This is a genomic window from Lutibacter sp., assembly GCF_041596795.1.
GTDB lineage: Bacteria > Bacteroidota > Bacteroidia > Flavobacteriales > Flavobacteriaceae > Lutibacter.
This window is the reverse complement of sequence record NZ_JBFHHX010000023.1, coordinates 17,736-31,197: the sequence shown is the minus strand read 5'-3', so window position 1 is coordinate 31,197 and position 13,462 is coordinate 17,736. Positions and strand designations below refer to the sequence as shown.

Annotated in this window: 14 protein-coding genes; 5 read left to right on the top strand and 9 right to left on the bottom strand. The window is 29.4% G+C overall.

The genetic code is table 11. The annotated features are described in order from the left end of the window. From murQ to ABY298_RS04695, 6 genes are all read right to left on the bottom strand, one after another. Positions 1-725: N-acetylmuramic acid 6-phosphate etherase (murQ, locus tag ABY298_RS04720; RefSeq protein ID WP_372744857.1), on the bottom strand; the 725-nt coding region annotated here is incomplete at its 3' end. A 376-nt stretch (positions 726-1,101) separates the two neighbouring features. Continuing rightward, positions 1,102-3,330, bottom strand: coding sequence for an NADP-dependent isocitrate dehydrogenase (locus tag ABY298_RS04715; RefSeq protein ID WP_372744856.1), 2,229 nt, complete (start codon positions 3,328-3,330; stop codon positions 1,102-1,104). Positions 3,331-4,084: 754 nt separating this feature from the next. After that, on the bottom strand, positions 4,085-4,435 hold the full coding sequence (gene rplS, locus ABY298_RS04710) for a 50S ribosomal protein L19 (RefSeq protein ID WP_372744855.1): 351 nt from the start codon (positions 4,433-4,435) through the stop codon (positions 4,085-4,087). A gap of 89 nt (positions 4,436-4,524) precedes the next feature. Continuing rightward, positions 4,525-5,202: a tRNA (guanosine(37)-N1)-methyltransferase TrmD gene (gene trmD / locus ABY298_RS04705; protein WP_372744854.1), complete on the bottom strand. Its 678-nt coding sequence runs from the start codon at positions 5,200-5,202 to the stop codon at positions 4,525-4,527. 81 nt (positions 5,203-5,283) lie between these two features. Next, positions 5,284-6,132 carry a peptide chain release factor N(5)-glutamine methyltransferase gene (prmC, locus tag ABY298_RS04700; protein WP_372744853.1) on the bottom strand — a complete coding sequence of 283 codons (849 nt, stop codon included), beginning with the start codon at positions 6,130-6,132 and terminating at the stop codon, positions 5,284-5,286. After that, a complete protein-coding gene (locus ABY298_RS04695) occupies positions 6,132-6,623 on the bottom strand; it encodes a GNAT family N-acetyltransferase (RefSeq protein WP_372744852.1) in 492 nt (163 codons plus the stop codon). The genes prmC and ABY298_RS04695 overlap by 1 nt, the downstream gene beginning before the upstream one ends. Positions 6,624-6,645: 22 nt before the next feature. Between ABY298_RS04695 and ribD the strand changes: the two genes are divergently transcribed. Next, the gene (ribD, locus tag ABY298_RS04690; protein ID WP_372744851.1) at positions 6,646-7,695 is read left to right on the top strand and encodes a bifunctional diaminohydroxyphosphoribosylaminopyrimidine deaminase/5-amino-6-(5-phosphoribosylamino)uracil reductase RibD; all 1,050 of its coding nucleotides are present in this window, start codon (positions 6,646-6,648) and stop codon (positions 7,693-7,695) included. On the opposite strand, the gene ABY298_RS04685 is transcribed toward ribD, so the two are convergent. Further along, positions 7,696-8,748, bottom strand: a complete 1,053-nt coding sequence (locus tag ABY298_RS04685; RefSeq protein ID WP_372744850.1) for an isoaspartyl peptidase/L-asparaginase family protein — start codon at positions 8,746-8,748, stop codon at positions 7,696-7,698. It abuts the gene before it with no gap. An 82-nt stretch (positions 8,749-8,830) separates the two neighbouring features. Between ABY298_RS04685 and ABY298_RS04680 the strand changes: the two genes are divergently transcribed. Then, a complete protein-coding gene (locus tag ABY298_RS04680; RefSeq protein WP_372744849.1) occupies positions 8,831-9,457 on the top strand; it encodes a YigZ family protein in 627 nt (208 codons plus the stop codon). On the opposite strand, the gene ABY298_RS04675 is transcribed toward ABY298_RS04680, so the two are convergent. Further along, positions 9,447-9,854 (bottom strand): acyl-CoA thioesterase, encoded by a 408-nt coding sequence (locus tag ABY298_RS04675; protein WP_372744848.1) that lies wholly within the window; start codon positions 9,852-9,854, stop codon positions 9,447-9,449. The genes ABY298_RS04680 and ABY298_RS04675 overlap by 11 nt on opposite strands. Positions 9,855-10,022: 168 nt before the next feature. On the opposite strand from ABY298_RS04675, the gene dnaA reads away from it, so the two are divergent. The 3 genes from dnaA to ABY298_RS04660 are packed head-to-tail and all read left to right on the top strand — an operon-like array spanning position 10,023 to position 12,630. Then, positions 10,023-11,450, top strand: coding sequence for a chromosomal replication initiator protein DnaA (gene dnaA, locus ABY298_RS04670; protein ID WP_372744847.1), 1,428 nt, complete (start codon positions 10,023-10,025; stop codon positions 11,448-11,450). A 9-nt stretch (positions 11,451-11,459) separates the two neighbouring features. Next, the gene (locus ABY298_RS04665) at positions 11,460-11,921 is read left to right on the top strand and encodes a low molecular weight protein-tyrosine-phosphatase (RefSeq protein WP_372744846.1); all 462 of its coding nucleotides are present in this window, start codon (positions 11,460-11,462) and stop codon (positions 11,919-11,921) included. After that, a complete protein-coding gene (locus ABY298_RS04660; protein WP_372744845.1) occupies positions 11,914-12,630 on the top strand; it encodes an SAM-dependent methyltransferase in 717 nt (238 codons plus the stop codon). Before ABY298_RS04665 ends, ABY298_RS04660 begins: the two co-directional genes overlap by 8 nt. Positions 12,631-12,680: 50 nt before the next feature. Here the strand turns inward: ABY298_RS04660 and ABY298_RS04655 are convergent, their stop codons facing one another. After that, positions 12,681-13,307, bottom strand: coding sequence for a peptidoglycan-binding protein LysM (locus ABY298_RS04655; RefSeq protein ID WP_372744844.1), 627 nt, complete (start codon positions 13,305-13,307; stop codon positions 12,681-12,683). Between the last annotated feature and the right edge of the window lie 155 nt (positions 13,308-13,462).

Genomic DNA, 13,462 nt, shown 5'->3' with positions numbered 1-13,462 from the left:
TCCATTAGCATTTTAGTACCTCTGTCAACTAGTTTATTGTTAGATAGTTGCATTTCAACCATTTTATTTCCTTTCACTTTTCCTAATTGAATCATTACACAAGTAGAAATCATATTCAGAACTAATTTTTGAGCAGTTCCAGCTTTCATTCTTGAGCTTCCTGTTACAAATTCGGGCCCTACAACAACTTCAATAGGAAATTGAGAGACATTAGATAAAGGACTATTTTCGTTACAGGTAATACAGCCTGTTAATATGCCATTTTCGTTACATTTTTGTAAGCCACTTATTACATAAGGCGTAGTTCCAGAAGCAGCAATTCCAATAACAGAATCATTTTTATTAATAGCATATTCTTGTAAATCATCCCAACATTGTGTGGTTGAATCTTCAGCAAATTCTACAGCTTTTCTAATAGCTGTATCTCCTCCAGCAATAATGCCAATTACCATGGAATGAGGAACCCCAAAAGTAGGCGGACATTCTGATGCGTCTACAATTCCAAGTCTACCACTTGTTCCTGCTCCAATATAAAATAAACGACCACCATTTTTCATACGTTCAGTTATTTTTATAACTAAATTTTCTATGGAAGGAATAACTTTTTCAATAGCATAAGGAACCGTTTTATCTTCATTGTTTATTGAGACTAATACTTCCTTTACATTCATTTTTTCTAAATGATTGTATTTTGATGCCTGTTCTGTAGTTTTTGTAAAATTCATGTTTCAAAAATACTAAAAGAAATGTTCTTATTACAGAATTCTTTTTGAATGACTTGAAAAAAATGTAAAATTGTTTGGTGTTTATAATTGAAGTAATAAATAATGTAATTTCAAGAATAATTAAATAAATTTATTATTATAACTAACAATATAACAGCGATTTATAGTGGTTTTTATTGTTTTTGAAATTTAATTTTTATTTTTTGTGACATTTTTAAAAATAGGGTGTCCTATAATTGTAAGAATTAAATAACTAAAGTTAAAGACTAGTAGTCCCCATAACTGTTAGTTTAAAATTATTGAAAAAGAAAAAGTTTGGTTAGTAAAAAAAAAGCGAGAATATGTTCTCGCTTTTTTTGATTTTAATAGGATTCTTTTAAATAATACTTTCTATAATTGTATTTAAAGTTTTGCTAGGTCGCATTGCATTGGTTGTAAGTGTATTGTTTGGTTTATAATAACCGCCAATATCTACTGGTTTACCTTGTGCATTGTTTAACTCATTAATAATTGCAGTTTCGTTAGATTTCAATTTCTTAGCAATAATGTTAAATTTATTTTTTAATTCAACATCGTTACTTTGTTCAGAAAGAGCTTGTGCCCAATACATTGCTAAATAATAATGACTTCCTCTGTTATCTAATTCGCCAACTTTACGGGAAGGAGATTTATCTTTGTCTAAAAATTTATCAGTAGCATCATCTAAAGTTTCAGCCAGAATTAACGCTTTAGGGTTATTAAATGTTTCTCCTAAATGTTCTAATGAAGCAGCTAATGCTAAAAATTCGCCTAAGGAATCCCAACGTAAATGCCCTTCCTTTGTAAATTGTTCTACGTGTTTTGGAGCAGAGCCTCCTGCACCAGTTTCAAATAATCCTCCACCGTTCATTAAAGGAACAATTGAAAGCATTTTAGCACTTGTTCCTAATTCTAAAATAGGGAATAAATCTGTTAAAAAGTCACGTAACACATTACCAGTAACGGATATTGTGTCTAATCCTTCTTTTATTCTTTTAAGTGTAAATAATGTTGCTTCTTTTGGAGCCATAATTTCAATATCTACACCATTGGTATCATAATTTGGTAAATATTGATTTACTTTTTTAATAATTTCAGCATCATGTGCTCTATTTTTATCTAACCAAAAAATGGCAGGTGTATGTGATGCTTTTGCTCTATGAACAGCAAGTTTAACCCAATCTTGAATTGGTGCATCTTTAACCTGACACATTCTCCAAATATCTCCATTTTCAACGTTGTGTTGTAGTACTATTTTTCCAGAATCGTCTGTAACACGTACAATTCCATCGTCGTGAATTTCAAAAGTTTTATCGTGAGAACCGTATTCTTCTGCTTTTTGAGCCATTAAACCTACATTAGGAACTGTTCCCATGGTTGTTGGGTCAAAAGCGCCATTTTGCTTGCAAAAATCTATAGTTGCTTCGTAAATTCCTGCATAACTACTATCTGGAATTACAGCTTTTGTATCTTGTAGTTTTCCTTCTGCATTCCACATTTGACCAGAAGTACGAATCATTGCAGGCATAGAAGCATCAATAATAACATCACTTGGAACATGTAAATTGGTAATTCCTTTATCTGAATTAACCATTGCTACAGCAGGACCATTTTTAAAACATTCTAAAATAGTTGCTTCAATAGCTTCTTTTTTATTTTTTGGTAATGTTTGAATTTTGGTAATTAAATCTCCAAAACCGTTGTTTACGTTTACATTTAATTCTTTTAATTCAGTTCCGTATTTTTCAAAAACATCTTTAAAGAAAATGGTAACTGCATGGCCAAAAATAATTGGATCAGAAACTTTCATCATAGTAGCTTTCATATGTAATGAAAACAATATGTTTTTTTCTTTAGCATCGTTAATTTCAGCTTCTAAAAAACGTAACAATGCTTTTTTACTCATTAAAGTAGCATCTATAATTTCTCCTGCTAATAAAGGGGTTTTCTCTTTTAATACTGTACTAACTCCTTTTGAATTTATAAATTCTATTTTTACATCTGTTGGATTTGCAACAGTAACAGATTTTTCATTTGAGAAAAAATCGCCACTTTTCATAGTTGCAACGTGTGTTTTAGAATTGGCAGACCACTCACCCATAGAATGTGGGTTTTTTTTGGCATAATTTTTAACAGATTTTGGAGCTCTTCTGTCAGAATTCCCCTCTCTTAAAACTGGGTTTACCGCAGAACCTTTTACTTTGTTATATCTAGCTTGAATATCTTTTTGTTCTGCTGTTTCTGGGTGGCTTGGGTAATTTGGAATTTTGTATCCTAATGATTGAAGTTCCAAAATAGCTTCTTTTAATTGAGGAACGGATGCAGATATATTTGGTAATTTAATTATGTTTGCTTCGGGTTTTGTAGCTAATTCACCAAGTTCAGTTAAGGTGTCTGGAACTTGTTGTTCTTTAGTTAAATAATCTGGAAACAACGCTAAAATTCTTCCAGCTAAAGAAATATCTTTTGCAACAACTTCAATTCCAGAAGGTTTGGTGAAAGCTTCAACAATTGGTAAAAAAGAATATGTAGCTAAAGCCGGAGCTTCATCTGTTTTAGTGTAAACAATTTGATTTTTTTTATTCATAGTTTTAATATGTTTTACAGCTATAATTATAATTATAGGATTGCTTTATAAATTAAGGTTTAAGCACAGCAAATATAGAAAATAAATATAGAAAAATAGCTAGCGAAAACGTTATAAATATAGAGTTTAAATTGAAAATAAAACAAAAAAGAATAGGTAAAATTAAGATTCTAATAAAATTGAAAAAACAAAAGCCATAATAGTGATTTCTCAGTATTATGGCTTTTTGCTGGATTACTTTTTTTAATAAGTTTTTGGTAATCTAATTTTAATTGCTGTTGTTATTTTTCGTTAAAAGCATAACACAATTACTATTTTTCCTCTTCTTGTTAATTTTTACAAATCAACCTCTTATTAAACTAGTTTTTCCTTTTAAAATAATATCTAAAATTTTGTTGTAATATTAAATTACTTATTTTAAAATATTATTTTAAAAATTTGTTTTTAAAACCGTGTAACCTTTTATTCATGCTAAATACTAGGCACATTACCCTTAAGTTGGTTTTAAAAACGATGTTCAAGAACATTTAATTTAACAAATGTTATTTGAACTTTAAAAGTTACCTTTTATTAGTTTCATTTAACATTGCATTGTTAAATCTTATGTAAAATAAGTGTGTAAAAAGGAAAATTCCAAATTTATAATTGGTTAATTTTCAACACGATATAAACTAAGGTTATTAACAATTGTTAATAACAAAAAGCCTGTTTTGAATATTCAAAACAGGCTTTGTAATTTTTAATGAAAATAAGACTAACGTCTTCTTTCTTGAATTCTAGCTTTTTTACCAGTTAATTCTCTAAAGTAGAAAATACGTGCTCTACGAACTCTACCTTGTTTGTTAACTTCAATTTTTTGAATTGCCGGTAAGTTTATTGGGAAAATACGTTCAACACCAACAGTTCCAGACATTTTTCTGATTGTGAATGTTTCTGAAGCTCCTGTTCCTCTTCTTTGAATTACAGTACCTTTAAAAAACTGAGTACGTGTTTTTTCACCTTCTTTAATTTCATAGTATACAGTAATTGTATCTCCAGATTGAAATTGAGGCATTTCTTTTTTAGTTACAAATTCGTCTTGTACAAACTTTACTAAATTTTCCATTTCTATATTTTTATAAAAGTTTTTCAACAACCAACATTCACGATTTTCGTCAGAGGTTAATTTTGAGTGTGCAAATTTAATAAAAAAGATTAGTCTTCCAACAAATCTGGACGTATTTTTTTTGTTCTTTCAAAAGATTGTTCATTTCTCCAATCATCTATTTTTGGAAAGTTTCCTGATAATAGTATTTCAGGCACTTTAAGTCCTTGATATTCAGATGGTCTTGTGTAAACGGGTGGTGATAATAAATTATCTTGAAAACTATCTGTTAAAGCAGAAGTTTCATCGCCTAAAACGCCTGGAATTAAACGTATTATAGTGTCGCATAAAACTGCAGCCCCTAATTCTCCGCCACTTAAAACATAATCGCCAATAGAAATTTCTTTGGTAATAAATAAATCTCGTACACGCTGATCTACACCTTTATAATGTCCACATAAAATAATAATATTTTCATTTAAAGAAAGCGTATTTGCCATTTGCTGATTTAATGTTGGCGCATCTGGAGTCATATAAATAACTTCATCGTATGTTCTTTCAGCTTTTAGTTGAGAGATGCATTTATCTATAGGTTCTATCATTAAAACCATTCCTGCACCACCACCAAACTGATAATCGTCAATTTTACCGTAATCATTTAAAGCATAAGTTCTTAAATCGTGAAAATGGACTTCAACTAACTTTTTATCAATGGCACGTTTTATAATTGAATATTCAAACGGACTTTTAATGAGTTCAGGTGAAACGGTTATTATATCTATTCGCATGGGGCAAATATAGTTTAAAAGTTAGAAAGATGTAATGTTAAAAAGTTTGATTTTTGATAGTTTTGAAAGGTTAATTTTAAATTAACTGATTGTTGCTTTAAGCATTCTGTCAACATCGTAAAAATCTTTTTTTAAAACACAGTTTTTAAACCCTTTTGATGTTAATAAGGTAGTCATATCATTCCCTAAATATTGATTTATTTCAAAATATAAAGTGCCATTTTTAGTTAAATGGTTTAGGGCTAAATCTGCAATTTTATCATAAAAAATTAATGGATTATCATTTTTAACAAACAAAGCTAAATGAGGCTCGTTTTCTAGCACATTTTTTTGCATTAATTCTTTTTCTAATTCTCTAACATAAGGAGGATTACTTACAATTATGTCGTATTTTTCTTCTAAAACATTTATGTTTAAAATATTAGCCTCTACAAAATTAATGTTTACATTGTTTTTTGCTGCATTTTCTTTAGCTATTTCTAATGCTTTTTTTGATACATCAACTGCGTAAATTGTCGCTTTTGGAAAAAATTTAGCTAAGGAAATTGCAATACAGCCACTTCCAGTTCCAAAATCTAATATTTTAATTTCGGTTGCATTTTTATAATCATTTACAATCCAATTTACCAATTCTTCGGTTTCAGGACGCGGAATTAAAACACTTTTATTTACTTTAAATTTTAATCCGTAAAATTCAGTTTCTTCAGTAATATATTGTACTGGAATATGTTTTTTTAAATCGGATACTGCATTTTGAAGAAAGTTTAAATCATTTTCAATAATAATGTATTCAGGTTGAAGAGCTACTTCAATTCTGCTTAATTTCAATCTAAATTTTGTTAATAAATGATAAAAAGATTGAATTTCGGTTTCAGGATAAAGTCCTGATAATTCGTTAAAAAAGAAGTGTTTAAATTGTAATAGTTTCATTATAAATCTTTAAGCATCCATAAATTACAAGAATAATGGCCAGTATCTCCCATTGGAGCATCTAAATTTTTAAAGCCAGCTTTTGCATATAGTTTACGTGCGTCTTGCATATATGGCAAAGTTTCTAAATAACAGTGTTCAAAACCAAATTCTTTAGCTTTTATTAGGCAGGTATTTATCATTTTACTTCCCAGTCCAATTCCTCTAGCTTCTGGTAAAAAATACATTTTTTGTAATTCGCACACGTTGCCACTGTAATTGTCTAGTTGTTTAATTCCGGCGCCACCATAAATTTCGCCATTTTTTTCAATAACGTAATAAATAGCTTTGTTAGTATTATACGTTTCAAACAATGTATCTAAAATTTTATCGGCATAAGCGGTTCCAACTTTTGGCACACCAAATTCAATTAAAACCTTTCTAATTGTTGCTGCTATTTTTGTATTATCTTCTGGTTGAATTTCTCTTATTGTAAAGTTGTTCAGAGTCATTTTTATGTACTATTTTTACAGCGTGAAGATACACGAAAAATATATAAATCGCTGCATTCAATTGGCAAAAAATGGACTTGGAAAAACGTATCCAAATCCAATGGTTGGAAGTGTTATAGTTTTAAATGATGAAATAATTGGAGAAGGTTGGCATCAAAAGGCTGGAGAGCCTCATGCAGAGGTGCATGCTATAAATTCTGTAAAAGATAAAAAGCTTTTAAAAAAGGCAACTATTTATGTTAGTTTAGAACCTTGTTCACATTATGGAAAAACACCGCCTTGTGCTAATTTAATTGTAGAAAGCGGTATTAAAAAAGTAGTAATTGGTATAATTGATAGTAATAGCAAAGTTAGCGGTAAAGGAGTAAAGCATTTAATGGAAAATGGCTGCAATGTTATTGTTGGCATTTTAGAAAAGGAATGTTATAACTTAAATAAACGTTTTTTTACTTATCATAAATATAAAAGACCATTTATAATATTAAAGTGGGCGGAAACCAATGATGGTTTTATTGATAGAATAAGACTTGAAAACTCAGAAAAATCTCCAAATTGGATTTCAAATGAGTATTCTAAGCAATTAGTACATAAAATGCGAGCTGAAGAGCAGGCAATTTTAGTTGGTACAAACACAGCTTTAAATGATAATCCAAGTTTAACGGTACAAAGTTGGAGTGGAGAAAATCCAATACGATTAGTTATTGATAGAGTTTTTAAAATACCAGTAAACTACAAGTTGTTTTCAGATGGAATTAAAACTATTGTTTTTTCAGAAGTAGAACAAATTATGGATTTGTATGAAAATGTAATTTTTGAAAACATAGATTTTAGTAAAAATGTTCCTGAGCAAATTTGTGATGTTTTATACAGGCACCAAATTCAATCGGTAATTATAGAAGGAGGAAAGCATACTTTACAAAGTTTTATTGATGCTAATTTATGGGATGAAGCTTTTGTTTTTGTTGGTGATATTGAATTTAAAAATGGTTTAAAAGCTCCAGAAATAAAAAAAGTACCATTTAAAACAGAGATAATTTTAAATGATACTTTAAAAGTTTTTAAAAACTATTAGTTAGTTGGTTTTTTCAAACATTTCAATTTTAGTTTCGCCATTCGATTTTTTAAAACCTCTAAACATTCCGGTAGAATTAAAATCCCAATAAACATCACCATATTTATCTAACAAAATCATTCCACCTTCACCACCTAAAGGACCAATTTGTTTAAAAAGCACTTCATAAAGTGCTTCCGAAGGCGATAAACCTTTGTGTTTTATTAAACTAGATACTTCATGTGCTGCAACAGTTCTAATAAAATATTCACCTGTTCCGGTAGCGGAAATTCCACAAGTTTCATTATTTGCATAAGTTCCTGCACCAATAATTGGCACATCACCAATTCTGCCATATTTTTTATTGGTCATTCCTCCAGTTGAAGTTCCTGCAGCAATATTTCCATTTTTATCAATGGCAACTGCTCCAACCGTTCCGTATTTATGATCATCAATCAATTCATTTTTAATTAAAAAAGCAGTATGATCTAGTTTTGTCTTTTCTTTTCCTTGCAATTCTTTTAGTTGATTCATTCTTTTTTCAGTAAAAAAATACGTGCTATCAACCATTTCTATACCAAATTTAGCTGCTAAAATTTCTGCACCTTTTCCAGAAAGTAATACATGAGACGAACTGTCCATAACCATTCTGGCTGCTAAAATTGGGTTTTTTATATGATTTACACCGGCAATTGCACCAGCATTTAGTGTTTTTCCATCCATAATAGCAGCATCCATTTCTTGGTTTCCTTCACTGTTGTAAACAGCACCTTTTCCGGCATTAAATAAAGGTGAATCTTCCATAATATTTATAGCAGCTTGTACGGCATCTAAAGATTCGCCTCCATTTTCTAAAACTGCATAACCAGCATTTAAAGCTTCTTGTAGTTTTAATTTATAGGCTTCTTGTTGTTCTTCAGTAAAATATTCGCGTTTAATTCCACCAGCGCCACCGTGAATTACAATTGCAAAAGAATTTGGTTCTCGCGTTTTTAATACTTCTTTTTCACTGGTTTTTGAATTGCAACCTATAAAAATTAACGTAAAGCTTAATAAATAAAATAGTTTTTTCATATTGAATGGATTTTTGATAATCAAATATATTCATTTTCAAATTGAATTAATAAAAAATGGATTTGATATATTTGCCATTGAAATGGATTCAGAAATTTTAGAGAACGACACCTATAATACTATTAAAACCGCTGTTGGAGATGCTTTGTTTAAAGAAAAAGGCAGTAAATTTATTAGTTATGCATTTCCTATAACCTCTGAAGATGAAGCTAAAATTCATTTAGAAGAGTTAAAGAAAAAACATCATTCCGCACGTCATTGGTGTTATGCATGGCAAATTGGTGTTGGTGAAATTCAATATAGAGCAAATGATGATGGTGAACCTAATAATTCTGCAGGTCAGCCAATTTATGGACAAATTTTATCAAAAGAGATTACCAATGTTTTAGTAGTAGTTGTACGTTATTTTGGAGGGACAAAATTAGGTGTTGGCGGCTTAATAAGCGCCTATAAAACAGCAGCAAAATTAATATTAGAAGAAGCTAACATAATTGAAAAAACAATTGACGTACATTTTAAACTAAATTTTGAATATATAGATATGAATAAAGTGATGCGGATTGTAAAAGAACATAACATTGAAATTCTACATCAGAAAATGGAATTAAATTGTGAATTTTTAATTTCAATCAGAAAAAAATACGCTTCTGTAGTCCAAAAATCTTTTGAAGATTTACGTTGTTTAAAAATTAAAGAAATTACTCCATAAGTTTCTCAATTTTTTCTAAAATAGAAATTGGAATTCTCATTGGTCTGTTGGTTTTCATGTTTACAAAAACCAATGTGGAATTTGCAGTTGTTAACAATTCGTTGTCTTCATTTCTAATCTCATAGTTAAATTCAATTTTTGCAGTAGGTTTTTTAACCAAAATTGTTCTTAAAGAAAGTAAATCATCATATTTTGCAGGTTTTAAGAAATTTATATTTAGACTAATTACAGGTAACATAATACCAGATTCCTCCATATTTTTATAGGTTATTCCCAATTCACGGAGCCATTCTGTTCGTCCCATTTCAAAGTATTGGGCATAGTTTCCATGATAAACAAAACTCATTTGATCAGTTTCGCTATATCTTACTCTAATTTTAATTATATTTGATAGCATTTTGAATTTTTTTAAAGATGATGTTACGTAAAAAAAAGTTAAAAATCAATAGGTATTTTATTTTTTTATGATGAAAAATATTCACATTTTTGTGGTACCAAAAAAAGGTTTAGAGATTGCTCTAAACTATCGGCTAAAATAAACATTTAAATACGATTTCAATTAACAATGACTAAAACTGCTTCATCAGTTTGGAAGGAATGCCTATCTTTTATACAAGATAATATTAAACCACAAGCTTATAAAACTTGGTTTGAGCCGATTAAACCAATAAAATTATCAGGTGAGGCTTTAACAATTCAGGTGCCTAGTAAGTTTTTTTATGAATGGTTAGAAGAACATTATATTAAATTGTTAAGGGTAGCATTGTTAAAACAATTAGGTGAAGATGCCAAGTTAATTTATGATGTTAGAATGGAAAATAGTTACAGTAGCAATAATCCGCACACTGTAAAGTTTCCAAGTTCAAATCGTAATCCAATTGTTCCTCAAGGAGTTACAGTACCAATGGATTTAAATAAGCGAGAATTAAAAAATCCGTTTATTATTCCTGGAATTCAGAAAGTTAAAATAGAATCTCAATTAAATCCAAATTACAATTTTGAAAGTTTTGTTGAAGGAGATTCAAACAGGCTAGCTCGTTCTGCAGGTATGGCAGTTGCCAATAAACCTGGAGGTACATCTTTTAATCCATTGTTAATTTACGGAGGTGTTGGTTTAGGAAAAACCCATATTGCACACGCAATTGGTGTTGAAATAAAAGATAAATATCCAGATAAAACAGTTTTATATATTTCATCTGAAAAATTTACACAACAATATATAGATTCTGTTAAAGGAAATACACGCATAGATTTTATACATTTTTATCAAATGATTGATGTATTAATTATTGATGATGTTCAATTTTTATCTGGTAAAACAGGAACTCAAGATGTATTTTTCCATATTTTTAACCATTTACACCAAAATGGAAAACAGGTTATTTTAACATCAGATAAAGCACCTGTAGATATGCAGGATATTGAACAACGTTTATTATCTCGTTTTAAATGGGGATTATCAGCAGAGTTGCAATCTCCAGATTATGAGACTCGTGTGTTAATTTTGCAAAATAAATTATATCGTGATGGTGTTGAAATGCCCGACGAAATAGTGGAATATATAGCTAAACACATAAAATCTAACGTACGTGAATTAGAAGGTGTATTAATCTCAATGATTGCACAAGCTTCTTTTAATAGAAAAGAATTTACGTTAGTTTTAGCAAAACAAATTGTTGATAAGTTTGTAAAAAACACAAAACGCGAAGTATCTATAGAATATATTCAAAAAATTGTTTCTAATTATTTTGAGCTTGATGTTGCCACTTTACAATCTAAAACAAGAAAACGTCATATTGTACAAGCACGTCAATTAGCAATGTATTTTGCTAAAAGAATGACCAAAGCCTCATTGGCAAGTATTGGTTCTCAAATAGGAAAAAGAGATCACGCAACTGTGCTTCACGCTTGTAAAACTGTTGATAATTTAACAGAAACCGACAAGCAGTTTAAGAAATATGTTGAAGACATTACAAAGAAGCTTACTTTTTAAATAAATTTCATGACTAAAATATTAATGGTTTGTTTAGGTAATATTTGCCGTTCACCATTAGCAGAAGGTATTTTAAAATCTAAAGTATATAATTTTAAAACTTTTGTTGATTCTGCTGGAACCGGAGCATACCATATTGGAAAATTACCAGATCCACGTTCTATAGCTATAGGTAGTATAAACGGAATTGATATTACGGACCAAAGAGCTAGAAAGTTTACTGTAGAAGATTTTGATAATTTCGATTTAATTTATGCTATGGACAATTCTAACTATAACAATATTATTTCCTTAGCTAGAAATGAGCAAGATAAAGAGAAAGTTAAACTTATTTTAAATGAAGTTTTTCCTGGCGAAAATTTAGATGTTCCAGATCCATATTACGGAGGTGATTTTGGGTTTAAAAATGTGTATAAAATGCTAGATGAAGCTTGTGAAATAATTGCAAAAAAAATAAATCCGAATGTCTAATTTAAAAGGTTCTTTATATTTAATTCCAACAACTTTAGGAGAATGTGATCCTATGGATGTATTGCCAATTACAGTAAAAAGAACTATTGAAACATTGGATTATTTTATTGTTGAAAATGAAAAAACTGCAAGAAAATTTATAAAAGTAATTACACCAGAAAAACTGCAACCTTCTTTAAAACTCTTTAAATTAGATAAATATGCTGATCCTGTTGAAGTTGCAACCTATTTAGATGCTTGTGAAAAAGGAATTTCTGTGGGTTTATTATCTGAAGCTGGTGTTCCTGCAATTGCAGATCCAGGGGCAGATATTGTAAAACTTGCTCATGAAAAGGGAATTCGTGTTGTTCCGTTGGTTGGTCCGTCTTCTATAATTCTTGCCATGATGGCTTCAGGTTTTAACGGACAAAATTTTGCATTTAATGGGTATTTACCAATTGATACTTCTGAAAAGAAATCAGCGTTAAAAAATTTAGAAAAAATATCATTAGAAAAAGATCAGTCTCAAATTTTTATAGAAACTCCTTACAGAAATGATAAGTTTTTACAAGATTTAAAATCAATTTTACATCCATCAACTAAATTGTGTGTTGCTTGTGATGTTACGTTACCTACCGAATATATTAAAACTTTAAGTATTAAAGATTGGAAATTTGAAAATCCAGATTTACATAAAAGACCTGCAATTTTTATAATTCATAGAAACTAAAAAAAGGCTAAAACAATTGTTTTAGCCTTTTTTTAGTGATAGTTTTAAATTTAATGTTTTATAATTGGTTTTTTATCTGCTTCAATAAATGAAACATCATACCCAGAAAATTGTTTTAAATAATTTCTTACAGAGGTACCAAAAGCATCAGAAAAGTAAAAATTACCATTACTTCTTAAAAACTTTTTAACATTTCCTGCACCTGCTAGGTGAGCTGCAGCCAAAATTCCTGATTCCGTAATTTTTATTCCGTCAATTTTCTTTCCTACGGTTCTCTCAATATCTTTTCTTAAAATCCATTTATTTAAAGAACACAGCGCTAAAAATGCTTGTTCTTGTAATTGTGGCGTGTTTAAAAATCTATGAGTGTCGTAAATGTTGAACCTTTCTAAGGTGCTTCTTCCAAATTGGTATTTTCCTAAATAACCCAAAGAGTTAACAATGTCATACTGACCTTGAGATTCTTTAAAAGCAACTGCTTCTCTAAATCCGTTGTACATTTTCCCTACAAAAGGAATGTTATCATACTCTAAGAAAATACTTTCTTCTTCAGTAGGAACAGTACTTACAACTTCCGCTGTAATACTGTTTTTGCTGTAGTTGTTTTTATTTTTTGTAAAACTTGAGACAAATATTACAAGTGCCAAACAACTTAATATTAGTATTGTTTTTTTCATAATTTAAAGGTTTTGAGGCTTTTAAATTTCGGGCAAAGATATATTTAATTTTTTAACCACCAATTTTTTTGGGTAAAAAAACACTTTTTTGGCACTTTTTTAACGAAAATTACTGTTAAAATACATGTGTTAAATGTAACTAAATCAAAGGTTTA

Coding starts and splice junctions, on each gene's coding strand:
- ABY298_RS04665 (WP_372744846.1), top strand. CDS start 11,460: ATGACTAAAATATTAATGGTTTGTTTAGGTAATATTTGCCGTTCACCA.
- prmC (WP_372744853.1), bottom strand. CDS start 6,132: ATGAAACTATTACAATTTAAACACTTCTTTTTTAACGAATTATCAGGA.
- ABY298_RS04715 (WP_372744856.1), bottom strand. CDS start 3,330: ATGAATAAAAAAAATCAAATTGTTTACACTAAAACAGATGAAGCTCCG.
- rplS (WP_372744855.1), bottom strand. CDS start 4,435: ATGGAAAATTTAGTAAAGTTTGTACAAGACGAATTTGTAACTAAAAAA.
- dnaA (WP_372744847.1), top strand. CDS start 10,023: ATGACTAAAACTGCTTCATCAGTTTGGAAGGAATGCCTATCTTTTATA.
- ABY298_RS04695 (WP_372744852.1), bottom strand. CDS start 6,623: ATGACTCTGAACAACTTTACAATAAGAGAAATTCAACCAGAAGATAAT.
- trmD (WP_372744854.1), bottom strand. CDS start 5,202: ATGCGAATAGATATAATAACCGTTTCACCTGAACTCATTAAAAGTCCG.
- ABY298_RS04680 (WP_372744849.1), top strand. CDS start 8,831: ATGGATTCAGAAATTTTAGAGAACGACACCTATAATACTATTAAAACC.
- ABY298_RS04660 (WP_372744845.1), top strand. CDS start 11,914: ATGTCTAATTTAAAAGGTTCTTTATATTTAATTCCAACAACTTTAGGA.
- ABY298_RS04655 (WP_372744844.1), bottom strand. CDS start 13,307: ATGAAAAAAACAATACTAATATTAAGTTGTTTGGCACTTGTAATATTT.
- ABY298_RS04675 (WP_372744848.1), bottom strand. CDS start 9,854: ATGCTATCAAATATAATTAAAATTAGAGTAAGATATAGCGAAACTGAT.
- ABY298_RS04685 (WP_372744850.1), bottom strand. CDS start 8,748: ATGAAAAAACTATTTTATTTATTAAGCTTTACGTTAATTTTTATAGGT.